22 protein-coding genes and 3 pseudogenes are annotated in these 26,338 nt (G+C 43.6%); 16 read left to right on the top strand and 9 right to left on the bottom strand.

Translation table 11 applies throughout. From position 1 onward, the window contains the following. Positions 1–30: 30 nt before the first annotated feature. A complete protein-coding gene (locus V6N89_RS18030) occupies positions 31–1,056 on the bottom strand; it encodes a serine/threonine dehydratase (protein WP_338518786.1) in 1,026 nt (341 codons plus the stop codon). A 145-nt stretch (positions 1,057–1,201) separates the two neighbouring features. On the opposite strand from V6N89_RS18030, the gene V6N89_RS18025 reads away from it, so the two are divergent. The 3 genes from V6N89_RS18025 to V6N89_RS18015 are packed head-to-tail and all read left to right on the top strand — an operon-like array spanning position 1,202 to position 4,604. Continuing rightward, complete coding sequence (locus tag V6N89_RS18025) at positions 1,202–3,982, top strand: diguanylate cyclase domain-containing protein (protein ID WP_346993058.1); 2,781 nt, start codon at positions 1,202–1,204, stop codon at positions 3,980–3,982. Next, a complete protein-coding gene (locus V6N89_RS18020; RefSeq protein WP_346993057.1) occupies positions 3,912–4,217 on the top strand; it encodes an EAL domain-containing protein in 306 nt (101 codons plus the stop codon). Before V6N89_RS18025 ends, V6N89_RS18020 begins: the two co-directional genes overlap by 71 nt. A 12-nt stretch (positions 4,218–4,229) precedes the next feature. Continuing rightward, positions 4,230–4,604, top strand: coding sequence for a PH domain-containing protein (locus tag V6N89_RS18015; RefSeq protein WP_338518783.1), 375 nt, complete (start codon positions 4,230–4,232; stop codon positions 4,602–4,604). A gap of 76 nt (positions 4,605–4,680) precedes the next feature. Here V6N89_RS18015 and V6N89_RS18010 read toward each other — a convergent pair whose 3' ends face one another. Continuing rightward, positions 4,681–6,894 (bottom strand): S9 family peptidase, encoded by a 2,214-nt coding sequence (locus tag V6N89_RS18010; RefSeq protein WP_338518782.1) that lies wholly within the window; start codon positions 6,892–6,894, stop codon positions 4,681–4,683. Between the two features lie 70 nt (positions 6,895–6,964). Here V6N89_RS18010 and V6N89_RS18005 point away from each other — a divergent pair. The 10 genes and pseudogenes from V6N89_RS18005 to V6N89_RS17960 all read left to right on the top strand — a co-directional run bounded on the left by V6N89_RS18005 (position 6,965) and on the right by V6N89_RS17960 (position 17,581). Continuing rightward, positions 6,965–7,584 (top strand): annotated as a pseudogene (locus V6N89_RS18005) (NAD(P)H-binding protein). 97 nt (positions 7,585–7,681) lie between these two features. After that, positions 7,682–8,095, top strand: a complete 414-nt coding sequence (locus V6N89_RS18000; protein WP_346993056.1) for a methyltransferase — start codon at positions 7,682–7,684, stop codon at positions 8,093–8,095. A gap of 276 nt (positions 8,096–8,371) precedes the next feature. After that, positions 8,372–8,873, top strand: a pseudogene (locus V6N89_RS17995) (YgjV family protein). Positions 8,874–9,108: 235 nt separating this feature from the next. Continuing rightward, the gene (locus V6N89_RS17990; RefSeq protein WP_338518779.1) at positions 9,109–9,615 is read left to right on the top strand and encodes a hypothetical protein; all 507 of its coding nucleotides are present in this window, start codon (positions 9,109–9,111) and stop codon (positions 9,613–9,615) included. Next, a complete protein-coding gene (locus V6N89_RS17985) occupies positions 9,593–10,297 on the top strand; it encodes a hypothetical protein (protein ID WP_346993055.1) in 705 nt (234 codons plus the stop codon). The genes V6N89_RS17990 and V6N89_RS17985 overlap by 23 nt, the downstream gene beginning before the upstream one ends. Further along, positions 10,266–12,647, top strand: coding sequence for a glycosyltransferase family 2 protein (locus V6N89_RS17980; protein WP_346993054.1), 2,382 nt, complete (start codon positions 10,266–10,268; stop codon positions 12,645–12,647). The genes V6N89_RS17985 and V6N89_RS17980 overlap by 32 nt, the downstream gene beginning before the upstream one ends. 53 nt (positions 12,648–12,700) lie before the next feature. After that, positions 12,701–13,216, top strand: coding sequence for a cellulose biosynthesis cyclic di-GMP-binding regulatory protein BcsB (locus V6N89_RS17975; protein ID WP_346993053.1), 516 nt, complete (start codon positions 12,701–12,703; stop codon positions 13,214–13,216). After that, complete coding sequence (locus V6N89_RS17970; RefSeq protein ID WP_338520169.1) at positions 13,201–14,097, top strand: cellulose biosynthesis cyclic di-GMP-binding regulatory protein BcsB; 897 nt, start codon at positions 13,201–13,203, stop codon at positions 14,095–14,097. Before V6N89_RS17975 ends, V6N89_RS17970 begins: the two co-directional genes overlap by 16 nt. Before the next feature lie 5 nt (positions 14,098–14,102). Next, positions 14,103–15,155 (top strand): glycosyl hydrolase family 8, encoded by a 1,053-nt coding sequence (locus V6N89_RS17965; RefSeq protein WP_338518773.1) that lies wholly within the window; start codon positions 14,103–14,105, stop codon positions 15,153–15,155. Beyond that, complete coding sequence (locus V6N89_RS17960; protein ID WP_346993052.1) at positions 15,155–17,581, top strand: cellulose synthase subunit BcsC-related outer membrane protein; 2,427 nt, start codon at positions 15,155–15,157, stop codon at positions 17,579–17,581. The genes V6N89_RS17965 and V6N89_RS17960 overlap by 1 nt, the downstream gene beginning before the upstream one ends. Before the next feature lie 70 nt (positions 17,582–17,651). Here the strand turns inward: V6N89_RS17960 and V6N89_RS17955 are convergent, their stop codons facing one another. The 6 genes from V6N89_RS17955 to V6N89_RS17930 form a co-directional block, all read right to left on the bottom strand. Continuing rightward, positions 17,652–18,461, bottom strand: a complete 810-nt coding sequence (locus tag V6N89_RS17955) for a collagen-binding domain-containing protein (protein WP_338518770.1) — start codon at positions 18,459–18,461, stop codon at positions 17,652–17,654. Between the two features lies 1 nt (position 18,462). Beyond that, positions 18,463–18,963, bottom strand: a complete 501-nt coding sequence (locus tag V6N89_RS17950) for a collagen-binding domain-containing protein (protein ID WP_338518769.1) — start codon at positions 18,961–18,963, stop codon at positions 18,463–18,465. Positions 18,964–19,136: 173 nt separating this feature from the next. Further along, positions 19,137–19,544: an ExbD/TolR family protein gene (locus V6N89_RS17945; protein WP_338518768.1), complete on the bottom strand. Its 408-nt coding sequence runs from the start codon at positions 19,542–19,544 to the stop codon at positions 19,137–19,139. A 142-nt stretch (positions 19,545–19,686) separates the two neighbouring features. Next, entirely contained in the window at positions 19,687–20,475 is a 789-nt protein-coding gene (locus V6N89_RS17940; protein WP_338518767.1) for a CLCA_X family protein, read from the bottom strand. A gap of 30 nt (positions 20,476–20,505) precedes the next feature. Then, positions 20,506–21,042, bottom strand: a complete 537-nt coding sequence (fldB, locus tag V6N89_RS17935) for a flavodoxin FldB (RefSeq protein WP_338518766.1) — start codon at positions 21,040–21,042, stop codon at positions 20,506–20,508. A 17-nt stretch (positions 21,043–21,059) separates the two neighbouring features. Then, entirely contained in the window at positions 21,060–22,940 is a 1,881-nt protein-coding gene (locus V6N89_RS17930) for an alkaline phosphatase family protein (protein WP_346993817.1), read from the bottom strand. A 122-nt stretch (positions 22,941–23,062) separates the two neighbouring features. Here V6N89_RS17930 and V6N89_RS17925 point away from each other — a divergent pair, with 122 nt between their 5' ends. Then, positions 23,063–24,184 (top strand): hypothetical protein, encoded by a 1,122-nt coding sequence (locus tag V6N89_RS17925; protein WP_338518765.1) that lies wholly within the window; start codon positions 23,063–23,065, stop codon positions 24,182–24,184. A gap of 96 nt (positions 24,185–24,280) precedes the next feature. Here the strand turns inward: V6N89_RS17925 and msrA are convergent. Continuing rightward, positions 24,281–24,825 (bottom strand): annotated as a pseudogene (msrA, locus tag V6N89_RS17920) (peptide-methionine (S)-S-oxide reductase MsrA). Positions 24,826–25,047: 222 nt separating this feature from the next. On the opposite strand from msrA, the gene V6N89_RS17915 reads away from it, so the two are divergent. After that, positions 25,048–25,443, top strand: a complete 396-nt coding sequence (locus V6N89_RS17915) for a thiol-disulfide oxidoreductase DCC family protein (RefSeq protein WP_338518763.1) — start codon at positions 25,048–25,050, stop codon at positions 25,441–25,443. Beyond that, positions 25,433–26,158, top strand: coding sequence for an SDR family NAD(P)-dependent oxidoreductase (locus V6N89_RS17910; protein WP_338518762.1), 726 nt, complete (start codon positions 25,433–25,435; stop codon positions 26,156–26,158). The genes V6N89_RS17915 and V6N89_RS17910 overlap by 11 nt, the downstream gene beginning before the upstream one ends. The last annotated feature ends 180 nt before the right edge of the window (positions 26,159–26,338 follow it).

Raw genomic sequence — 26,338 nt, 5'->3', positions numbered from 1 at the left:
AATTTAGGGTAAAGAGATGTTTTCATTTTGTTATTCTTCTTCCATGTCGTCGGTAGTAATAATAGGGGGCTGAAGTAAAAAGTCGCGCTCCCAGATTGTCGCCATAGACGCTTGACTAATATTGCCACCTGATAAGATGACCAAAGCGGTTTGCCCTTTTGGCGTGTTGGCAGCCCACGAGGCCACGGCCGCCATGGTCATAGCGCAGGTGGGTTCGATATGCAGTTTTAAAAGGTGATGAAGCCATTGTGTCCAATAGGCTATTTGCAGCTCATCAACTTCATAAAAATCGTCTAATTCTTGTAAAATCGGAAAGGTAATGTCGCCCACAGATGGCGTTGCAGCGCCGTCAGCCAGCGTAACTGGCGCTTCTTTAAGCCCGATGATTTCTCCTGCCTGCAGTGACATTGACGCATCATTGGCTGCAGCTAGCTCTGCGCCTATTACAAGCGCATTGGGAACCATAGCTCGCGCCGTTAACAGGGTGCCTGATAACAACCCGCCGCCACCGCAAGGCGCAAACACGGCATCTACGTGACCAACTTCATCTAATGCTTCTAAAGCGGCAGTGCCTTGGCCCGCAATAATGTCTTCGTGATTAAAAGGCGGCATCCATACGGTGTCGTCCGCCTTCGCCGCTTCTTTTACTGCTAGATCCGCTTCTACGCGAGTTGGATATAACTTTAACTCTGCGCCATAGCTTTGCGTTGCTGCTGCTTTTATTGGAGAAATGTTTTCACTGGCGAATATTGTAGCTTTAACACCGAAATGGGCAGCAGCATAGGCGACGGCTTGTGCGTGATTTCCAGAACTGTTAGCAACCACAAACTTTGGTAAGCGTCCTTCTTGTTTCATCCGTGACAGAAAGTTCATTGCACCACGGATTTTAAATGCGCCGATGGTTTGAAGGCATTCAGCTTTAAACAGAATACGTTGCCCCATCCATGCATTAAGTAAACTAGATTCGACAATAGGGGTTTGCTTAACGTCGTCTTTTATTCGCTCAAAAGCCTGCTTTACACTGTCGAAAGTAGGGACAGAAGGCGTAGAAATCATATAAATAGCGCTCTTTATTAATTTGATGGTACTACGTTATCACTAATACCGGATAAGACAATCCTCTATACGCGCCTCACTGATTCATAATTATTTAATAATTCTCCTTTATGCTGCTTCAGCTAAGACCCAGAGAGTGTGCCCCATGTTAAAACGAATAAACCATCGCGTTTATGCTTTACCGACGATGTTATTCTTGTTTTTAAGTGTTTTATTCGTATCTGCTGGGATTTACTTGCAAGAAGACGAAAAAAGCGCGCGAATCTCAAAAGCTCAATCCGTTGCCGAACAGGTCAAAATAAGCCTCGAAGTGTTTTCGACAGAGCGTGTTCAAGCCATCCACAACCTTATGCTTAACTGGCCGACTTTCGAGCCTAACCAAGTGGATTGGTTTAATGCACAAGCCATGTCGCTTATGGGAATGCAAAAGGGTTTCAGCTCGCTAGTGTTTATTGATGAGCAAGGCGCGATCCAATGGATAGCAACACCTTCTTCGGGGACAAGGACTCGCATCGATAATCAACTCATAGGCTTACCAATGGAGGCTGTAGGGCTCCAGATTACAGGCCTGTCGGAAACCCTCGAAAGTGCGTTAATTTACTCTCAAAAGACGCAGCACCATCACATCCTCGTTGGTCGCGCTATTAGTCCTCAAGAGCCGGAGCACGGCTACGTTGTCGCAGGCTTCGACGTACAAACTATCCTAGGTGTCATGCTCGGAGAGTTAGTGGGACCACAATTCAACTTTTCCCTTACCTCAGACAATAACGTTCTGTTTGATGGTGGAGAGCTGGTAAACGACGGCACTATTGTATCTCTGACGCCATTCCCGTTTATAAAACGAGACCTTGTGCTATCAATGCAGTCCCAACTCAGCCCATACAACTCAGGGATGTTGATTATCGTAATCGGGCTTTTGATGTCAGCATTAGTCAGCTATGTTCTCCACAAGCAGCTAAAAGGTGCGGTTAAACTGTCGATGAGTCAGCAGCGCTATCTTACTGCTAGTGAAGCATCGCTTGATGCGCTATTGATTTATCAACCCGTTGATAATGATTTTGTTTTGGTCGAAGCCAACTCATATAGTCGATACCTATTCAGAGGTGCTTGCGATGTCTTAAGTACTATGCACCTAGCTGAACAAATGCAATACATTCGTTTTGATAGTGACTTTGACAACGTGACGGAAGTGGCTAAGACAGGTGTACCTTATGAGGCGCACATCGCTGTGACCTCAGATAAGATAGTGCCCGAGTGGCTAAAAATACAAGTAGTAAAAGCCGGAGACAACATCGCGGTAACGGTGCGAGATGTCACTGAGCGATTTCGAGCACAGCAAGACTTAAAGCGAAGCGAAGAGCGTTATAGAAGGCTAGTCGACGGTATGCATCGACATTTCGTTTATACCAAGACTGCTGAACATAATTTTGTTTACGTGAGTGCTGGTATAGAAGATATTTTGGGCTATAGCGCAAATGATTTTTGTGAAGATCAAGCTAAGTATGTAAGACAAGTACCTGATCAGACATTTGAAATTCGTCAGATCATTGCCAGCGGCACCAAGCCAGAGCCTTATTTAGTGCATTATCGCGGCAAGTCAGGACAAGATCATATAATAGAGTTCTCTGATACGCCTATCGTTGACGAGGATGGTATGTTGATTGCGGTAGAGGGGATTGCCCGTGACGTTACCAAAGAACTCGCGCTGCAAGAAGAGGTGTACTTTCAAGCCAATCACGATCAGTTGACAGGCTTGTTGAACCGATATGCTTTTGATGCACAGCTCCGCTCGCTTTTGAACGATTTTAAAAACAATGATGTCGACGACGCGCAGCAAGAGAGGCATGAAAACAATGGAAGTGCTAACGTTACACGTCTGACTTCACATTTATCTACTCAGAGTTTATCGCCAACGCTTCAAACTCAGCCACAAACGACACAAAGCGTTATGTGTTTTGTCGATATGGACCGATTCAAGCTGGTTAACGACAGTTGTGGCCACCCCGCGGGAGATAAGCTACTTAAAGAAATATCGACTATATTTCGACAATACGTAAACAGCACAGACTTGTTGGCTCGTATCGGAGGTGATGAGTTTTGTATTATCTTCAAAAACCAGCGCTTAGACGACGTAACGAAAATCTTAGATAAATTACTTATCGCTATTTCCAATTATCGCTTTGTTTATGACGATAAATTGTTTTTTGTGGGAGCAAGTATTGGTGTTATTGAAATCAACAGCAATACCACAAGCGCTGAGGCGTTAATAAAAGCTGCTGACAATGCGTGTTACAAAGCAAAGCATCTTGGGCGTAATCGCTATTTCGTATTTCGTGAAAGTGATAGCCAGATGGCAATTGACGATAGTGAAAACCAGGTGCTACACGCGCTTCATCGAGCGCTGCAAAATGATGGTTTTGAACTATACAGCCAAGCTATTATGCCGCTTAGTGTGCCTGATGGCACACATACAGCGCAGCTACAGCATTATGAAATTCTTCTGCGTTTACATGCCAAAGACGGCAATCTAATTAGCCCAAGCTTATTTATTCCCTTAGCTGAGCGACATGGCTTAATGAATAAGGTCGACTTATGGGTAGTTGAAAACACGCTCAAAACCTTAGAGCAAAACCCTGCTCACATCGATAACGTTGGTAAGGTTGCTATTAATCTATCGGGTATCACCTTAGGTGATGAGATGGCACTTCACAAAATTACACAGAGAATGCAAAGCACAAGTATTCCCGCTGAGAAAATTTGTTTCGAAATAACGGAAACCACTGCTGTTACAAATCTCAATGCCGCTAAACACTTTATTTCTACTTTGAGAGATATTGGCTGTAGCTTTGCGCTAGATGATTTTGGGGCTTGGTATGTCATCATTTACATACCTCAAAAACCTCGATGTCGATTATGTGAAAATTGACGGCTCATTCGTGAGAAATATAGTTTATGACCCAATCGATCATGCTACAGTGACAGCGATTAATAACATTGCGCACAGCATGGGTAAGCAAACCGTGGCTGAATTCGTCGTCGATAAAGCAACAGCAGATGTGCTTCGCGACTTAAAAATAGATTTTGGTCAAGGCTATGCACTAGACAAACCCAAACCATTGGCGCATCGAGTTCAATGGCGAGTAAAACTTGCTTCTGCCTAAAAGGAAATTGATATGGGCTTATTTGATACTATTATGGGAAATGCCAGTGAGACGGATGCTTCGGACGTTCAGGAAGAATTGTCACCAATTCTCGCAGACAATGAAGTCGTTACTTCGGCGTTTAAGTTAGTTCGTGATTTGAGCGTATTTACCAACAAACGTTTGATTCTTATCGATAAGCAAGGTTTAACCGGGCGTAAGGTCAACTACCACTCAATTCCTTATAAGTCGATTACCCAGTTTGTGGTAGAAACCGCAGGACACTTCGATACGGATGCAGAGCTTAAATTGTGGTTGTCTGGCAAAGCCGACGCCATTGAGATTGAGTTAAGTGCTTCTTCTGCACAAGCTGTGCAGAAAAACCTGGCTACACAGTTATTTGCGTAAACGTTGATGACGGATGCGCTAAAGAGACAAAAAACGGGTCATTGAAGACCCGTTTTTTATTTGCTGCAATTCACAGTTAGTCTTTCAAATTCCTATTGAAGAAATTTGTTATGGTCTTATACAGGTGAATGCCCGTTTGCTTTCCGCGAATACTGTGTTTCTTACCCGGGTAATCCATGGTTTCAAATGGAATAGCCAAGTCTTGAAGATGCTTGTACAGCATTGTTGAATGAGTAAACAGCACATTGTCGTCAGCCATACCGTGGTAAATAAGCAAGTCGCCTTTTAAGTCCTTCGCATAAGGGAATACTGATGATGCAGTATATGCATCATTATCGGTATTAGGGTTGCCCATGTAGCGTTCAGTATAGTGGGTATCGTATAAACGCCAGTCCGTTACTGGCGCGCCAGACACCCCTGCTGCAAAGTAATCGCTTGCTTTAAACATGGTCATAAGTGTCATGTAACCGCCATAACTGTGGCCGTGTACACCAATTCGCGTAGCATCAACAAATGGTAGTGTACGTAAGAACTCAACGCCCGCTACTTGGTCATCAACTTCAATAAAGCCCATCTTCTTGTAGATTGGATCTTCGAAGCCTTTGCCACGATAGTTTGAACCACGGTTGTCTAGCGTAAATACTACATACCCTTGGTCTACCCAGTGTTGGAAAAGCAAACCGCGATTACCTGCCCAGCTATTAGTCACTACTTGGGCGTGCGGGCCGCCGTATAAGTAAACGATAACAGGGTGTTTTTGCTGCGGGTTTTCTTTTGCACTCTGAGGAGTATAGATGCGGTATTTAAGTGTTGCACCGTCTTTGGTGGTGATGTCACCAAATTCAGGAGCAGTCCAACTGTCCATGTAAGCGTATAGCGGGTGGCCTTGTTCAACCTTGTTCTCTTCAAGCCATGTAATACGCTTACCAGATGCATCGTTTAGGCTAACTTGAGCAGGTGAGTTGATGGTAGAGAAGCGGTCAATAAAGATTGACGCATCTTTGCTGAACGCTGTGCTGTGATAGGCACCAAGCTCAGTTACGCGATTGACCTCACCGCCATCTAGAGAAACGCTGTAAACATGGCTTTCTAGTGGCGTGTCTTTGCGACCAGAAAAGTAAAGTGTATTGTTAGCAAGGTCGATGGCTTCTACATCATCAACAACCCAGTCGCCTTTTGTTAGCTGTTTAACTAATTTGCCTTCGTTGTCGAAAAGGTAAAGATGTTTGTAGCCATCGCGCTCTGATGCCCAAATAAACTGGCCCTTATCTTTTAAGAAATAAAGGTCGTCGTGCAGATTAACCCAAGTGTTGCTGGTTTCGGTTAATAGCACATTTTGCTTACCTGACAAAAGGTCAAATGCACGAAGCTCTAACGTTTGCTGATCGCGGGTTTGCCATTGATAAGTAAACGTTGTGCTATTTGGCATCCACTTGCCGCGTGCAAAGTAAATGTCTTTATTTTCGCCTAGGTCAACCCAGGTACGTTTGCCAGTATTGATGTCTTGAATAGCGAGTTCTACAACAACATTCGGCGTCCCAGCTTTAGGGTACTTTTGCTCGATAAGCTTGATATCGTCAGCGTAAATTTCTGAACGAGTAATCACGTCTACCGGGCTTTCATCCACTTTGGTAAAGGCAATTTTACTTTCGTCGCTAGACCACCAATAGCCCGTCATGCGGCCCATTTCTTCTTGTGCGACAAACTCAGCCATACCGAATTTAATGTTGCCACCACCTTCTTTAGTGATAGCCATTTCTTTGCCAGACGCGATGTGTTTTACGTATAGGTTTTGGTCGCGAATAAAAGAAATGTAGTTGCCTTTTGGCGATAGTTTGATATCGGTTTCGAATGCGTCGGTATCAAGAAGCTGCTTTGCGCCTTTCTCACCGAGCTTGTGATAAAACACATCGCCGCCTAGCGGGAATAAAAGGGCTTTACCGTCATCAGACCATTGATAGCTTACAATGCCGCTACCTGATAAACGCATACGCTCGCGTCGCGCCTTTTCTTCGTCTGATAGTACTTCTTCGCCGCTAGACAAATCGTTTGAATCGAACAGCATACGAGTTTCGCCACTTTCAATATGGTATTCCCATAAATCAAGACGCTCGTAATCAGTTTGTTTACCTTTTAAGAAGGTTACGCGTTGTCCATCAGGGGATACCTTTAATGAACGCGGTGCGTTGCCATCTAACGAGGGAGAAGAGAAAATACGCTCAATAGTGAGCGTTTCAGCGTTTAAAGCAGTAGAGAGCATAGCGGCTCCAATCAAAAGGGCTTTTTTCATTTTTATCTGCATATTTACCTGTCGAAGGTTTGATTGTAGAGAAACCATTTAATGATACAAGGTGTGAAGTATGAAAACCGCAATCGTGCTAGGAGCGACAGGTTTAGTGGGACGAACGCTCGTAAATATACTTTTACAAGATAGGCGTTATGCAGAAGTGACTTGCTTAGTGAGAAAACCGCTATCTGCGCAAATGTTTAATGACCCTCATAAAAGGTTAAAGCCATTGTTATCGACTTTGATGATTTGCAGGATTATCAGGGGTATTTCAGTGTAAATCACGTGTACTGCTGTTTGGGAACAACATTAAAAGCAGCGGGCTCAAAGCAGGCGTTTCGACGTGTTGACTTTGAATTTGTGCATGTTGCGGCGCAGCTAACACGTGCGCAACGTGCAGATAGCTTTGTGTGGATATCATCGGTCGGCGCAGATGCCAAAAGCAGTAATTTCTACTTGCGAGTAAAAGGAGAGTTAGAAAACGCTATTATGCGTATGCCTCAGCTCCCTAATGCTTCAGCAGTTCGTCCCTCTTTGTTACTCGGAGAGCGCAATGAATCACGCTTTCTAGAAGATATTGCACAGAAAACGGCGCTGGTATGGCAAAATGTGATGAAAGGGCCGCTTAAAAAATATCGCCCCGTTCATGCCGTCGACGTAGCAAGAAACATGATGTCATTGCAAAAGTGGTAAAACATGCGTCGATATATTGACACATCTGTTATTTAAAAAGTGCGAGTAGTAAATGTTCCGTTGTAAGCAATTCACAGTAGCGCAGGATAAATGCGCAATGAAGGTCAATACAGACAGTCTTATCTTGGGCAGCTGGGCTAGTACGAACAACGCGAAGCGCATCCTCGATATCGGAACAGGAAGCGGCATTTTGGCACTTATGCTTGCACAAAAGTCACCACAAGAGACTACCGTTGATGCCATTGAAATTGATGACAGTGCCGCCGAACAGGCATCTCAGAATTTTGCAAATGCACCTTGGTCAAACAGAATGCAGGTTGTTCATACTGACTTAGCGCATTTTCAACCGTCTCATTTATACGACCTTATTATTACTAACCCCCGTATTTCGACAGTGCAAAATCGGCAACCAATGCTTATTGCACACAAACACCCGCACGTGCTATTGCACGTCAAGTGTCTCGTCTTGAACCAGTTGATTTGTTTCAATTTTGTTCTGAGTATCTTGTAGATACGGGGTCTATTTATTGCGTTTACCCGTACGCCAGTGCCAAGAAGATTATTTACCTTGCTGGTGAACAAGGGATGCATCTCACACGTACTATTAACATAAGGCATAGCGCTGCTCGAGAGCCTTATTTGAGCGCGTTTCAGTTTCATCTTCAGCCAAGCGACAAAATCTTGTCAGATACGCTGACCATACGTGATCATAAAGGTGCGTATACAGACCAGTTTACAGCTTTGTGCAAAGCCTATTACCTTAAGTTTTAAAGAGAGATTTACCCCGATGATTATTATCGCTGAAGCGTTTGGTGCGCTTGCAGTCATCCTTAATTTTATTGGCTATCGGCAAAACCATGTTGACTCGGTACCTACTTATTTCGGCATTTGCCTTGGCTGCGCTAAGTGCACATTTTTTTATGCTAGACGCTATGGCGGCGGGCGTTGGGACATTTTTGGCAAGTTTGCGCAATATAATCGCAATAAAGCATCGCAGCAACGCGGTGTTGTTTTTATTCATTGGCGTCAACGTCGCGTTTCTCATTTACGAGTGGTTTGTGCTGTCGCATTCGTGGATTATTTTTATTGCATATGCGTCCTCCCTCATTTTCACCGTGGGTTCTATCGTAATCAGAGACACACATACCATCCGCAAAGTGTTTCTTGTTGCTGAAACTCTTGGCTTAATTTATGCATTCTCCGTTGGAAGCATTTTTGGCACTGTTTTTAATGTAAGCAACTTATTGAGCATATTAAGCAAGCTAAGAAGTCAAAAGCTCCAAGGTTGATAGGAGTTTTCTTCAAAATATTTACAACTGACAGAATGTCAAGCGTATCCCTTTGATTTACTTGCTTTTTATGTTTTTAATTGTACTGGCAGATTGTTGGATTTTTAATCCAAAGTTCAATGGTAAGTAATAGGTGTTTAGGTATACTGCGTTATATATAAGTATGATTTCTGTAGTTTTTCCTCAGGACGAGCAGTAGTAAACTCAGGTAGTGTTGTAGTGGGGAGTGTACGTAGTGAAATTAGTTGGCAGCGTTTACGAATCCGGCCAATTGCCAGATTCTGAACGAATACAAAGCGCAAGCATTGTACAGCCGACGTTGGTTGGTGAGCAGTCTCAAAGTGAGACTGAATCGCTGTGGCATCGTCGTTTGGGTTTGCTTTTGAACGCGGAAAATAATCTTATAAAAGTTATACGTTTACGTAAGATTGCTGGTATATTTACTTTAGCAAGTACAGCAATGTTATTGTTTTCCCTGTATACCGCACCCATGATGGCACCAGCACTTTTTTATTGCTTAATTGCGTTAGCGGCTGTTGGCGTTTTTGCATATCCTGTGTTGTTTGTGGCGAGCAAATTAAACAGAAAGCAGCGCGATGCTATTTCGAGAATGTTCTACATGAGCAATCACGAAATTGATATGTCAGATGGTAAGATATCGTTAATTAACAGGGCGAACTATACATGTGTAGCACAAATACACATATTGGATCGTAAGCTTGGGCAATTGGCAACCGCATAGACATCACTACACGACACAGTTTTCCGTCATTTTTTGGATAGCAGCGCTTTTATTGGGGCTGCTATTGCTTGCGCCCATAGACGCAATAGGCCAACTCTTTTCATCTATCACCATCTTAATTGCCATTTCTCTGTGTAGCAGGGAAGCCAATCATACTCAAAAACATCAACACTTTTTCCGAACGTTAGCATTAGTGCTCGCGTTAGCACTAAGTGCCCGGTATCTATTATGGCGCGGAATATATACGTTAAAGTATTCAGATATCCTATCGTTTATAGCGGTGTGGCTACTGTTTGCAGCGGAGTTGTATGCAGGTATCACGTCTATCCTCGGAGCCATCGTTAATGCGTTTCCATTAAGTCGACCTCTACTCACATTAGAAGGCATAGATAAAGACACATTACCTACTGTCGACGTAATGATTCCCAGTTATAACGAAGATGAAGATATACTTGAGGTCACTATTCGTGCGGCAAAAATGCTTGATTACCCGAAGGATAAACTGTTTATCCATTTGTTAGACGATGGTGGTACCGATCAAAAAATTAATGCTGAAAATCCAACTGCGGCCAAGGCGGCTAAGCAACGACGCACTGACCTGCAGGCATTATGCAAACGACTGCAAATTACTTATCATACGCGAGAAAAAAATGAGTTTGCTAAAGCTAAGCAATGTAAATAGCGCGATCAAAAATACCCATGGGGAATTGATCGTCATACTTGATGCTGACCATGTGCCAACGTCAGACTTTTTAGATAGAACGGTGCCATGGATGTTGAAAAACGAAAAAGTTTTTCTGGTGCAAACACCACACTTTATGGCTAACCCTGACCCTGTCGAGAGAAATTACTTTTCAGCATTCACAAGAATGCCGTCTGAAAACGATATGTTCTATGGAACAATTCAAAAAGGTTTAGACTACTGGGGGAGCTCTTTTTTCTGTGGTTCAGCTGCACTTATGCGACGTGCCCACCTTGATTTAGTTGGTGGTATATCGGGTGATTCCATCACCGAGGATGCTGAAACCGCGCTTGATCTGCATAAAATGGGCTACGAATCTGTGTACGTTGACAGACCCATGGTGAGCGGACTTGCCCCTGAAACCTTCGACGCGTTTATTCAGCAGCGTATGCGTTGGGCACAGGGAATGACACAAATTCTACTGTTAAAAAAGCCCTACAATGCGCGAGGACTGAAGTGGTATCAACGAGTTGGCTACATGAGTTCTATCATGTTTTGGCTCTTTCCCTTTGCTCGTATTATTTTTCTTCTTATGCCACTGGCTTATCTAGTGTTTGACTTGCAAGTTTACCATGCATCAATGCTGGAAATTTTTGCGTTTACTATTCCTCACGTTATCGCCACCTATACCATCTCTACCATGTTGTTTGGGCGGACACGTTGGCCTTTGGTTTCTGAGCTTTATGAGATATTGCAATGCGCCTTTACCTTGAACGCGCTAGTGAAGGTTTTTGTTAAACCGAGAGCGCCTTCATTCGTGGTCACACCAAAGGGAGAGAGTTTGGATCACACATTCATTTCTCCGTTATCAAATGTGTTCTATTGGCTAACGCTGATAATTACGTTCGCACTCTTTGCGGGTATTTATAAGTACTTTACAGAGCCATTAACAAGAGAACTTACCGTTGTTGTTTTGTTGTGGAACAGTTTTAACTTACTGCTTTTACTCTCGGTCATGAGTGTTCTATTAGAGAGAAAACAGGTGCGCGCTCAGTCTCGATTACCTACTACCAATAGCGTTGTAATAAAAACCTGTTATGAAGAAGCTTGGGTTGGTGATCTTATTGATCTGTCTCTCGGTGGAGCGCGTTTACGGCTTAAGGGAGAGGGGGCGCTTATTCCTAGTGAAGCTATATTTACCTCATGGAGTCATGCACAAAACAAAAATGTGCAAATTCCAATTGATGTATTGCACTATGACGAGACTTCGAAGGTATTACGTATTAGGTTTATGCCTAAAACGGATGATCAGGTTGATGATGTTGTTGCATTTGCTCTGTGTGACAGTTTACGTTGGATGTCATTCCAACGCAGGCGAACCAGAGCGATAACATACTGGTTTGGCGTAAAGCATGTGTTAAAAGTGGGAATGAAGCCCGTGTTTTTGCATGTGCTTGTATTGGCAGGAAAGTTTGCTGGAAGATTAGGGTTCTATAAAGGGCTAAGCAAGGGAAAAATAATGATAAGAAAATACTTCACTCTACTCGTTTGTTTATTAATGCCTTTTTCGTTGGTTGCACAAACCGAGACTTTCAGATTAACGGAGTTTTATGGCGGCGATGCAACGTTGCGATTACAGGGTAAATCCGACAGTGTCGATGTATCTATCCCCTTAAGTACAATAGCAGATGTAAATAATGCAAAAATTCGTCTTGAAGTTGTTAGTTCGCAAGCACTTATTAAAAAACGTTCACAGCTGTTTGTAAGGTTTAACAACGCTACTATAGGCCAAATTGCCTTTGATCCCGACCGCCCTTCTTTAACCTCTGAAATACCTGTACCTAGAGCGTTATGGCGTGCAGGTTTCAATACGTTGACGTTCTCAGTCAGTCAGCATTACGCTGAACAATGTGTCGATGGAAACGCGCCAGAATTGTGGAGCGAAATTAATATTTATAATTCGACACTTACGTTGGACACCTCTCTCAATGACACGGCATTTACACTTGATAATTTGAGCGGATTTTTTAATCCGGGTATTGGAGGGCAACGTGGCGTTGCTCTGTATACTGCGCGAGAGCCTTCAGATGCGCTTATTCAACATGCCTTACCGCTTACTGCACAAGCCTTAGCCTTGCGCAATCAATATCAACCATTGTCTGTTTCTCATGCGGTGTTTGATGATGGTTACGTATTACCCGATGTCGCTCAAGACGAAAGCGAATTCTGGCAAGATGACAATATCCAACGTTTTGAGCGAAGTGCATGGTATTTAACGCCAACGCGAAAACAGCTTAGTACACGTGCTTATGGGAACCGTTACGGAGCTATCCCCAGTACTATCTTCTGATGTCATTAACAAAATCGATGGTGCCTTTTTAATGGCGCAACGAACGCTAGCTTTTGTTGTGGACGATAAGGTTATTGTGCCTTCAAGCTACTCAGCTAATTATCAGTGGAAGAAACGATGATGACGTTTATAAAGCGACTAAAGCTCTCGCAGTGATGGATGATGCATTAAACCCGGTTGATCAAGTAACGGTGCTATCGCAGTCACAGATGAAAGCGGAATCACTACAACGCCACCGCATACTATCGCCAGGCGAACACTACACGTTCGACGATTTTGGCGTATCAACTGCACAGTTTCGCAATGAGAACGACTTCAATCATCGCGTGTCTTTCAGGTTGCCTGCTGACTTCTATGTACCTGAAAATGCAAGTGTAAAATTATTACTGGATTTTGCTTATGGGGCAGGGTTTGGACCTGGTTCAGTGATGAATGTGAGCGTAAACGACGAGCTTGTGCATGGCCTTGCATTAACTAATACAAATGGTCAGTCTTTTCGAGATTACCAGTTATCTGTACCTAAGCACGTTATTTTAAAGGTGGGTCAAACAACATCGACTTTGATGTAACCTCTCGTGCACCGTTAGCGGGAGTACCGTGTGATGACATCCCAGGCTCTCATCTTGTGTTTCAATTAGAGAACACGTCGGCCATTGATTTACCTTCTGCAGGAAATATTGCAGTTCAGCCAAACTTAGCGATTCTCGCAGAAGCGGCTTACCCTTTTGCTCGCTTTAAGTCAGCTCCAGTTGCAACAATCAATGCTCCTGATAATACGTTTTTAGATACCGCACTAACACTTGCAGCGAAGCTCGCGCAAGTTGCACAAGCGCCTTTGCTTAATGTGCAAGTAAAGGTTGGTAATACTCTTGAAACAGATGGCTCTATTGTTGTATTGGGCACACCTGAGACGCTGACCCAAGTTGAACAAACGGAATTTAGTACTGCTATTGAAGCCAGCAAACGTTGGTCTTATCGTTTGCAGAACAACTTGTACAACCATGTAAGAACGATGAGCGAGGACCTCTCGTTTAAGGAAATGCGTGTTGACGGACACACAGTGCAAGAAAGCGATTTAGGCAATCAGGCAATTTTAACGGCGCAGCGACATCCTTCATCTGCTCAGCGCGACACGTTGTTTATCATGGCTGCACAAACGCCAGAGATACTTCATATGCGTACGCTTGATTTGGTTAGCCTTTCAATGTGGGGGCAGTTAGGAGGAGACTTCTTTGCATGGAAAGACAACCTGGCACCGTCACTCGTTATGCAAGTCAGTGATAAGTTTGAAGTGGGTGAAGCTGATGACATTTGGTTGCATATGCGTTTATGGCTTTCTAATCACCCGTGGTATTGGATGATTGGCTTTATCATCATTGTCGTGCTACTTAGCGCAGTTATGTACACGCTTCTAAAGCGAAGAAATAAGCAAATACAAGACTCATGGTAGATATCATGTTGCGAGGGCTCGTTGTACTATTGTTGATGCTATTAGCGTCGTGCTCTACACAAAAAGACATGACGTTTAGTCTGAAATTTGCAGCGTACAAAGCGCTATTCATTGACGAAGGCAGAGTAGTTGATACGGGGAATGGAAATGTCTCTCACAGCGAGGGGCAGGGGTATGGAATGCTATTCGCTGTTCAAGCAAACGACCAAGAGACTTTTGATTCTCTCTGGCAATGGACTCAGCAGGTATTACAACGTAACGATGGGCTTTTTAGTTGGCGTTATCGACCTTGTGATACTCGAGATAGCCAGTGCATTGATGATCCAAATAATGCTTCAGATGGAGAGATCCTGATTGCCTGGGCGCTGTTAAGAGCGTCAGAGCGATGGGACAACACGACCTACAAGAACGCAGCAATCAACATCATTAAAGGGGTTGAAGTTAAGCTTATCAAGCGCTCAAATGACCTGACGTTGCTGTTACCTGGAGAGTTTGGTTTTGAGGATGAAGAAAGTATACAGTTGAACCTTTCTTATTGGGTGTTTCCAGCATTGCTGAACCTGAAAAAATACTCAGATGAACCTGGCACTTGGCAGTCTCTTTATGACAGCGGCCAAAAGTTACTTCAACATATGCAATTCTCAGAATATCGCCTGCCAAGCGACTGGGTACGTCTTGAAACGACCACTCAAACACAAAGACGTCTAGAAGAGCGTTTAACCTTACAAAACGTTATTTCCTCAGAATATGGATTTAATGCAGTGCGGATCCCGTTGCATTTAGCCTGGTCGCTTGGCTCAGTGAAGCAGGGTGAGTCACAGTTATTCTCGCCGTACATTGCTTGGTGGCAGCAAGGTAAGGTTCCTGCAACAGTGAACCTCACGAGCGGGAATACCGCGAATTACGAAATGACCCAAGGAATGGTAGCGATAAAAGGTGCTGTGAAAAACATTCTACAAGAAGAGCCTCTTGAATGGCCTGATATCAGGCGTCGTACAGATTATTATTCTGCAAGCCTTACGTTACTTTCTATGTTAGCTGTTATGGATAATCAATAATGAGTTGGCGAGCCTTATCTTTAGTTGCGCTACTAAGTACACTTTTTGCGAGTCCTGAAGTCTTTTCACAAGCGACTACAACGTATCAAGACAAAAACCTCAATATTAAACCCCTTGAGGCGCAGCAGCCAGATTTGACTGGGCTTTGGTATCACATTAATCAAAAGCAAATAGCGCTTGCTAACGACGAGTATGCTCGACTTAAAGAGGCGTATCCTAATTGGCAAGTATCGCAAGAAGTACTTGATGCAATAGAGGGCCTTAATGAACCAGATAGGCCCAAAAAAATAGTGAATACAGACAAGGCGCCAAAGTCAAAGCCTGAGACGGTGGAGTTCAAGCCGGAGTCAGAAGTAACCAAACCTAACCCCGCAGCACCGCTAGAAGCCTTTGCTGCGCTAACCCCCAAAGCGCGAGCATCAACAAGTAATGAAAAAGTTAAACGCCTTGTCGCATTGAGTAATTCACTAAACCGTCCTGATTTTTACCTTTTGATGGGGTGGACGGCATTAGACAAAAATCTTTTGGAAATAGCTAAAACCCAGTTTGAAAATGCACAAAAGGTCGCCACGCTAGATGTTCAAAAACAGTCAATTCTTCAGGGCCTAAATAGTATCAAGGGAATTTATGTTGAACGCGCCCTGGTGAATATGGATTTGACATTATTAACACGTTACCTCAATCAAGATATTCAAGGTTATGTGATGTCAATTATTGAGGGGAATGCGTGGAAAAACTACGACAATAAAGAATACGACAAGGCACTCAGTTTATTTACGCTATTGAACAACAACGAAGGTCAATACGCGACGCTAATAGCGCAAAACAACGCAGATGACGCCTTCAAGTTGGCATGTGCCATTTCCACCGAGACTTTTCTGCGTCGTTGCGCTGATGCACTTGCCGAACGCCAGGTACGCTTTTTTGAAGAAAGCGAGTATTCAAAAAGTATAGATGCCGCTAAACAGCTTAGTGAGATTCGCCCTTTGACGCTTGATGAACAGGAGTTAGTGGGCTGGGCCGCAAAAGAAAATCAAGATATTGCTACCGCTACTTCAGCGTTCGAAGTAGTCCTTTCGAAGAAGCCTGACAATGAGGTGATAGCGAACGAATTGGTGGTGCTTAATAAAAATGACAACACCGCGCTTGCGCGTTTAGCATTGAAATTTTCTGTGATCAAATCCCGCTTACAGCGCGAGAGTAACCAAAATGCATGGCCAAGAAAGCAATTCTGGTTCGCCTATTCTAATGACAATGAGCGTGTAGTAAACGCGCAAACCAAAGATGCTTTTACCGTTCTATATGGCACTAATGTAAGAAATAGAAGCGGTCAACGCGGATTAGGTCACTTTGACGTATTTAGTCACTATGTGGGTATTGGGGCGGCTTATAAAAAATGGTTATGGCAAGTCATCCTTGATTACAAACAATTCTATAGCGGCTCACCTAATGAGGGAGATTGGTTTGGCGATAGACAACTGGCAAATTTAGCGCAAATGCCATTTGAGGGGATATCAGGCTTTGAAGACACTGGAGTACGCGCAGAAGTGTCGTATCAAGATAGCAAATTCAATGTTTACGCAAACCTAGAGTACGGTATGTTTTCACAACCGGTGGATACTAAAGTGACAGGGCAGTTGTCTGCGACTCGCTTTTTCTCAGACACCATCGTTGCACTAACGCTGTTTCGGAAAGCGAAAGACGACAGTCTGCTGAGTCAAACAGGAACGTTTAATGCCCAGCACAATCTTCCGTGGGGTTATGTCATTGAAAATGGCGCTCGAGCGCTTGTAGCACATGTATTTGCTCCTAAATGGTCTGTGGCGGGTACTGCACAATTAAGCTCCCTAAAAGGCGAGCGGGTGAAAGACAATGGTATGTGGTCTCTTGGTGCTTATCTCAATTACGACCTAGCCGAGTCGGATTCATCTTATTTAGACTACTGGCGCGTCGGTCCTTTCGCTAGCTACAGCACGTATGACCATAATCTGAGTGGTTTCACATATGGCAATGGCGGGTACTTTAGTCCGCGTTATTTTGTCAGTATAGGTGGGTACTCTGAGCTACTCACGCTGGAAGCAATGAATTGGCAAGTTAAACTGCGCACTGAGTTAGCACTATCAAGGCTGGAACAACAAGATGAACTACGCTTTCCTTTAGGTGAGTTCTTTGCCTTTGAAGACGATGCTAGCACTCTATTGGATTACGATAGAACCACGGGCCTTAGTGGCAACATTATGGCAGAAGGCCAGTATCGTATAGATGATAATTGGATTTTGTCGGGTTATGTCGGAAAAGCCTTTGCGGTAGAGTTCCAGTCTTTTGAAGCGGGTTTGCAAATAAGATGGCGAGGTGGTCCAGGTACTGGCGTTACTAGTGATGAACTCATTTTGTCTTCCCCAAGAAGAACGGGCTTCGCGCTTTAAATATACTACTTGATAAAACAAAAAAGCGGGCCAATGTTGGCCCGCTTTTGCTTTGTCTCTGAATGTTTATCTATCGCTGTTTTCTTCTTCGAGAAAACATGAATGCACCAGTGCCGAACAACAAAGCAATGGAAGCAGGTTCGCTGACGTCGATAGCACCAAATCGGTAATCATTAATCTGTCCCGTAGGGGCAAGGTATGGAACTCCTTGGTCGTCATACAAGGTTACCTCAGGGGTTACCAAACTACTTGCAATGACGTTGCCATCAACATGACCGTTGTAAAAGCTTAATTCAGCGTAGGGTGCCAGTACGCTACCCTTTACACCAACCGAATGTAAAGAAAGGCTGTCAGCATCTACAAAGTTAAATAAAATGTTGTTGGTATACAGACCGTCGTGTCGTTGGTCTATGTTGTTATCGTTATCACGGTATTGGCCATTTTCACGGAAATATTCATTTTCCGTAGTAAATGCCGTGTTAAAAAAACCTGTGTTGAATAGCTCAACTTCTTTACCGTACACGTTAATAATGTTGTAGCTGGTGGTAGAGAAGTCAAAGACAATACCCTTGCCATCAGCACTAAACCAGTCAGTGTTAATTGAATAAACGTTAACATCATCATTGCCTGAAAAAACAATGGTATCGATGGTTTCTGTGCTGCTATCGGTACAGTCGACTGCTCCACATTTCAGTGTGGTTGTACCGTTAACCGCCATGTTGGCAAATTCATTCGACTGCGCTGTTACTTCATCGGCAATAGCCTGAAAGTCGATGTTTTCTACATTAACGCGATTAGACGGATCTTTGGTAGCTGCTCGACCACTATTTCCGCTCGTGACAGTAAGCTCGTTACCGTAAGTAACTTCACCGTCATCCAAGTCAAGCAGACGTAATAGTGACTGATCCTTCGGATTCTATATTGCCTTGGTTTAATCCAGCGCTATCAAGCGTTACATCGCCTTTACTAAAAATACCGCCTGTTTCGATATTGCCGTATTTTACCGATGACGAACCACCGCTGTTCAATGCTCCATCAAAAGAAACGCTTTCAGCCGTGATCATACCCGACACGGTCACTTGACCACCGTGTACCTGGCCATGGGTATAGTTTAGGTCGCCGCCGACATAAAGAGAGCTTGAAGATAGATTTGGCTCGAGCAATAGACCGACGTCAAAGTGCTCAACCGTAAGGTTTCCACCTACCGCTAAAGTACCTTCAACATCAGAACGTTCGCCGTCAAAGTCGTTGAAAATAAACGCGTTGTATTTAAAAGCCTCGCTTAGCTCTATGGTCGCAGCTAAGGCGTTTTGGGCGAAAAGTGTAGATGCAATCGCTACGTGTAATGCGGCGACTCGACGAGTACCGAAATTTGTTTTCATTGTTGGCTCCAGTGACAAATTAGCCTGGAACCGAGTTTCAACATGGATTTCCAAGCACACTGCATACTATCATTTGAGCAAAAAATGCACGGTCTTACAAGAGATACTTTGGTATATGTGCCAATACTAAAAAAGCCGCCAAAAGGCGGCTTTTTATTGATTTTAAAGAGGTTTTAGCTCTTTTTGACCAGTACAGATACTTTCTGAATACCCGCAATTTTAACCTGGTTCATAACTTCTACAACAGTACCGTGCTCACTGTCTTCGTGGGCTTGGATTGCTGCTGAGTCTGTATTGTTCTCTGCTAGATATGTCTGCGTGTTTGCAACAACACGACGAATATCAACTTCACGACCGCCCATCATAATCGTGCCATCGGCATCAATACGGATAGATAGCGCTTTAGATGGCTGATCATTTTTCGCTTGATTGTCTTCAGGACGGTTTACGTCTAAACCTTTCTCTTTCACGAACGACGTCGTTACGATGAAGAAAATCAACATGATGAACACGATGTCCAACATGGGGGTCATATCAATCTGAGCCTCGTCTTCAGCCGAGGTATGCTTCTTTCTTTTCATCTCGTCTTCTTTCTTCTGTTACGTTCGAGCGCTTTAGTATACTGCTTGTTACAAAAATATACAGACTTTTGTATAAAAACAGTGTGCTCATTAACACTTGTTGCTGGAAAAATACTCAGTTTCACAGTAATAAAACAACAAACTAGCTTTGTTTATGTGAAATAGCGACACCTAATTGGTAAAAATACAACATCAATGCCTGATTGAGTGATGTACGCAAGTTACCATGAGGATAAATGCCAAGTCTAGCTTCCGTTGATTTTTTTGTGCCTTGCACCAAAAACGCATTTTTGATTTCGTGATCCTGGATACACGCTTCAAAAGCACGGGCAGCCATCTCCTGAGGCATAGCATAATAATACATTTTTAACGCGCGATCAGCCTCTACCGATCGCACAAAGTACTCATTGGGCCTCTTTTGATCATTTAAAAACAATAACGAGAAGCAATCGCTCAGTTTTTGATTCAGTGGATGTGAGTTCATGGATGCATTGTCTAGCCATGCTTGTGTGGCAAATGAACCGGGTGCAACTCCATCAAACATGCGGGGTGCAATGTAATGATCGAACGCGTGAAACCACTCATGGGCTAACGCCCCTGCTCCTGCATTTTTTGCAAGTGCAAGCTGACGTTTTGTACTGTTGTAATGGGCGCTTGCATGTTTTTGACCACCGCTGCCGAAAGCGAGCGACAAGGATCCGTTAAGGGATAGTACCTGCTCATTCACATTCAAGATCGCAACAAGATCGTACAGAGCATCAAAAAACAAATTGGCAGCGATCTGTTGTTCCTGCGGTGTTACCCATCGACCTACTGTGATGGTGGCAAAATCAAAAAGCTTTCGAATATCTTGAAACGATACATCTGCGCCATCGCGATGGCTTGGGCCGTTGCGATAAAAATGTTGATGAAGGCGGCCTTTGGGCTCCATGCTGATATCTGCTCTATTGGGCAAGGCGCATTACGCTAATTCAGTCAATATTTGTTCACACCACGAGGCTATGCGGTCATCGGTTTTGTCGTATTGATTTTCATCGTCCAGCGACAGACCTACAAATTTTGACTTGTCAGCTGTGAGTGCTTTAGATTCGGCAAACTCGTATCCGTCGTTGGGCCAAAAACCTATTATTTTGCAGCCCGATGGCACTATAGCATCGTGCAGCATACCGAGTGCATCCTGAAACCAGTCGGCATAGCCTAATTGATCACCCAGTCCAAATAGCGCGATAGTTTTGCCTGATAGATCGAGACCGTGCACGTCTTCCCAATGAGATTCCCAATCTTCTTGAAGTTCACCAAAGTCCCATGTAGAGATGCCAAAAATAACAATATCGTAATCCGCTACCCTAGAAAGGCTGACATCTTTGATATTGTGTAAGATGACTACCTCTTCGTCAAAGAGACCATTGAGCTGCGCTTGTATTTTCTCTGCTGCCATTTCTGTGTAACAGGTGGTTGAGCCGTAAAATAAGCCAATTGACAGGGCGCTATCACTCATTAGATACCTCTTTTGAACTAATCGTCGTTAACTGGCGGGAATTCTACCTCTTTACCGTTGGACAACAAAGCCTTGCATTGTACTTGCGTGCTATTGTGTGAAATTTTTAATACACCGAGGGCACAACCGTTAAAAAGTTCACCATAACCCATGCTTGGGTGGCGCGGTTTCACAGACATATTCCTACGTCGTGTAAAAAGGTTTAAAGGTGACTTGGCGCGATATAAAACCCGATTCAAGCGATCCAACCATTTGATGAGGCCATCGGGGAAAGCGTTTTTCAAACCGCTACATGTAAATTGTGTGATATGCGGACTATTGCGGCGAAAGCGCAATCTCACGTCGTAGACAAATGAATAATGTACGTCACCGGATAATATTATAAATTCGGGCGGCGTCTTATAATGTCTGAAAATATTGAGAATGACGCTTGCAGTACCTTTATGTGCCATCCAGTTTTCAGCATCAACGGTGAGTGCTTTACCAAAGAACGTAAATATCTTTTGAATTGCTTCGATGACTTTTACGCCATAGATAGGCGCGGCAGACACAACAATGACAGACTCTTTTCCAATGATGGAATGCTGAAAGTCACACAGAGCCTCCCAGTCCATAAGGCCAGAAGGCTTGTTCAAATCTGATTCAGAGCGCCAACGTTGGGTTCTTGTGTCTAGTACTTCTATCGGCGGAGTGGTATCAAGTCGATAATGCCACTGATCAAAATCAAGTAGTTGATCAATTAAATCGTCATGATCTTTAGCTGCGCCGCTGTTGTATTTTGTGATGACGCTTTCAATGAGTGGAGTAACTTTGTTAGGTGCATTTCCCCAGCCTTGGCATAGCAAATACCCCAAAAGCGCATTACCGATCATCCTTTTCGACAGAGGGTTACCGTATACTTCTTGCTCCCAACCTCGCGTTAAATTCCAATCATCGGTTACATCGTGATCGTCAAAAATCATGTAGGTTGGAATATGCGCTAATCCCCGTCGAATTTTAGGTAAAGAGGAAACAAAACCATTAAGCGCTTGTTCTTCTTTTTCGAAGTTTTCATGATATTTTTCATCAATATTCTCTTTGTCTATTTTTATCAAAGACCAAAGCGCTTGTGACCACACTAGCAAGTACATCGCGATGATTTCGGCGCTGCCAATAAGATGGTTTTGTGCGTTGACTGACGTAAAAACCGGTTTCTTTTTGGCACCAAAAAACAAAGAGGATAGTACGGTGTTGGTGGATATCTGAGGCAGTAGTAATTCACGCTCATAAAAGCCGTGCTGATGTGAGGCTAATTCGCTGGTGTTTTGCACTACAGCGCCTTCCAGTGATTCATGATAAAGGCCCAACGCCTCTATGGTGAAGTGAATGGCTTTGAGCATGGGGCCCGCTACATCATCTGCGTAAATTTGATCGCCTGTCATCAACAATAAATCTGGGGCAGGGGTATCCTGCGTAAATGCCGCGTGAAGAAGTGAATCAACTTGCGTGAGTGCATCGTCACCTCGAAAATGAGGTTTTCTGCATGAGCCGTGTAATATAGTGGTTGGCGTTTTTGTGAAATGAAAACTCAACGTGGACTGGCCTTGGTACAGAAGCGGCTTAAGTTCTTCTTCCCAACGAGATTGGTGTTCATTGTTTTCAAAGCACAATTTATAGCCAATTCTCATATTTTGGCTAAATGGATGTTCAGTATCAAAACGTAGCAAATGAAGGTAGGCATGCTCCCCAACCTTTACCGATTCTGCACTTCCCTCACCATTCAGTACGTCTTTGCCTTCAGATAAAGCCAAGCTTGGTGCATCAGAAACTGATGTGCACAACCAAATACAACACTGACGCTCTGTGACGTTTCGAACGATGGGACCTGCGATAACAAGTGGAAGATGCTGCGTAGAAATAGCTAAACCCTCAAAAGATACATTAAGAAGGATAACCTTACTCTTTTTTGGTAATAAACGGTATGCTGGATATACTCCCTTACAATTTAATAATGCGATGTGTAAAAAAGGAAACTTTTAACATGCTTAAGAAGTCGATATTTAGTGCTTGTGCTGTCTTAGTGATTGCAGCATGCAGTGAGCCGAAAAATGTCGTTATTGAACCAGCCGAAGTTGACCTTACTGAGGAGACAGTAGGCGAGTGGATAACCGACAACAATGGTAAAGTGATGTTCGATCCACAAACCTCTGGTCTGGTTGTGCTTGACGGACAGTTAGTAACCATTGCCGATGCCAGCGCAGATGCCACGCAGCAATTGAAACTGCACACCATCAATCCTTCAAACGCAAAGCTGACGGCATCAAGTGCTTCATTTTCATTTTCTAACTCGGTAAGAAGAAGCTGCTTTTACACTTATTTAAGTGAGCAGCCAGATTTAGAAGCACTTGCCGTTGACCCTCGTGACCCAACTGTTATTTATACTGTAACAGAAGACGCTACTCGAACTGGTGCGCTATCCCCTCGCTGTGAATCGAAATATGAAGCTACGGGCTCTACCGACTACCCCACGTTATTGGTAAAACTGAAGTTAAAAGGGGAAGGGAAAGTAGAGATGAATAGCGTACGCCCGCTTCAATTTTCACTAGAATATGAAGTAGGCAATTTTCCCAACGATGGCATCGAAGGTCTTACGATGGCAGCAGATGGCACCTTATACTTGGGCTTAGAGAAAGACAAAGCAGGTCAGCCAAGAATCTTTACCGTTAATATTGACGATGACTTCTGGTCTACAACAGAGTTTGCTCCAGTGTCCGAACCAGGCGTAGAACTTCCGAGTTTTACCTCGGGTAATCACCCTATAAACGGTCTAGCGCTGCACACAACAGCGAATAATGAAACGTTTCTTTTGGCTGCGGCTAGAAATGACAATGAATTATGGATAATTGATATCACAAAGCAAAAGACCACCAAACGTATACCTGTATCGTTTAAAGTGAATGGTGGAGAGGCATGTGGCAACTATGTGATGGACAATGCATCGATGGAAGGGTTAGTAGTGCTTGAAGACACCTTATGGATAATTAATGACCCATGGGAAAAAAATTATATGAAAAACGCAGTGTGTGAAGCAGATGTTTCTCGTTACGAAGATCTGGCGCCTTTGCTGTTTCCGCTGCCATTAAAGTCCAGTTGGTTTGAATAAACGGGTTCTTTAAGTAATAAAAACAAGCATTAAAAAAGGGTTGTTTTTGCAACCCTTTTTGTTTGTCATTCCTGATTTTGAAACACGTTGTTCGTGTTAGCTATCGCTTCGTAGGCGCGAAGCAAATGTCTTTTTGAACTTTGCCAGTTTTGGCGCAACAACCATTGAGCAGTACTGATTTTGAGGGTTATTTTTGAAATAGCTTTGATGGTAGTCTTCTGCCGCATAATAGTTGTTAATTTCTACCACTTCAGTAACTACCGGATCTGGCCAAATGGCATCGGCGGTAATTTCTTCAATAATTTTTTCCGCTTCTGCTTTTTGCGTATCATCGTGGTAAAAAATAGCGCTGCGATACTGCGTACCTACGTCGTTACCTTGTCTATTTAATTGCGTTGGGTCGTGAAGCGCGAAAAATATCTCTAAAATTTCACGATACGAAATTACATCGGCATCGAAGTTAACTTGAACTACTTCGGCGTGCCCTGTGTTCCCAGAGCATACTTCTTCATAGGTTGGGTCATTCTTTTCCCCGCCGCGTAACCCGATATGGCTTTTTCAACACCCTCAACGGTATTGAACGCTGATTCAATACACCAAAAACACCCACCTGCCAGTGTTGCAACTTGCTTGTTCGCCATAATAAAGCCTCGTAAAAATATCTAATCGCGAAGGATAACTTGCTCTAGTGTGGGTTTCGATGAGCCACAACTCAAGTCATCCAAGCAGGTTTTTTTAGCGTATAAACGAATATTAAATTATAAAAACTCCGAGAGCGTGTCGGTCTCGACCTATGCCCAGTGTATTACACGGCATTATCGACACGGGTTTATAGCGATGAAAGATATTTTAAAGGTAGTTAAGTGATTGTTTTTTACGATGGATATTGTCCTTTATGTATGGCTGAGATGCGCCATTTGAAAAAGCGAGACAAAAATAACCGTCTCACTCTTGTCGATATTCAAGCCCCAGACTTCAAGTCGAAATACCCAACATTGGATTGGCATGCGTTAAATGCTCGTATTCACGGTATGCGAGATGACGGCACATTGATAACGGGGTTGGATGTGACGCACGAAGCGTGGAAAGCGGTGGGTATGGGATGGCTCTATGCACCGCTACGTTGGCCGATTGTTAGGATAGCAGCAGATGCGTTTTACAATGTCTTTGCCAAGCACCGCTACACCATTTCTTATTGGCTGACCGGTAAAAAGCGCGGCTGTGACCGCTGTATTCCAGGAGAAACAAATGACAAATAAAACGTTGATTATTGGCGCTTCAGGTGGCATTGCTGATGCACTTATCCGTCAGTGTGCGTCTCGTGGTGATGATGTCATAGCGGTGAGCCGCAGCGACCTGTCTGCTAGAAACTATCCTTCAAATGTAGAATGTCTAGTGCTTGCTAAACAAGATGATAACCACATAGAAGACGTTGTGTTGAAATTAATGGACGAAGGCATTGCACTGAACAACGTCGTTATCACAACGGGCTTTTTGCATGATCCTGAAAAAGACATACATCCAGAGAAACGTCTAGAGGACGTAAACGAAAAAGCCCTTGAGAGCTACTTTGCTGTAAACACGATCATTCCATCTTTATGGTTGAAGCATTTAGTGAAAATAATGGACAAAGCAGAAGCGACCGTTGTTTGTCTCAGTGCTCGAGTGGGAAGTATATCTGACAACGGATTAGGTGGCTGGTATGGCTATCGCGCATCGAAAGCTGCGCTCAACATGTTTGTCAAATCAGCATCAGTTGAATACAAACGAAGGTTAAAGAACATTATGTTGGTGTGCTATCACCCGGGAACGGTTGACACATCTCTATCTAAACCTTTTCAGAAAAATGTCGCAGCGAAAAAGCTCTTTACCCCTGACTTCACTGCAGAGCAATTGTTATCTCATCTTGTAACGCTTGACCGCGAACAAAGTTGTCATTTTATCGACTGGGATGGTCAAGTGGTAACCTGGTGATACGGTCAGACCACATTTCTGTTTATTCAACATCAAGACTTTTTATTTCACTGCTGTTACCATGCTCCTTTTGGGAATGGTGCAGCGTATTGATACGCCTTTAACGGTTGCAATACAACGCGTTGACGCCACATGTGAGTCACCACTACAAACGCCATCCCGACAATAAATAACAATAAC

The organism is Alteromonas gracilis (genome assembly GCF_036870955.2).
GTDB lineage: Bacteria > Pseudomonadota > Gammaproteobacteria > Enterobacterales > Alteromonadaceae > Alteromonas > Alteromonas gracilis_A.
The sequence above is the reverse complement of the archived record's forward strand: the minus strand, read 5'-3'. Positions and strand labels throughout refer to the sequence as shown.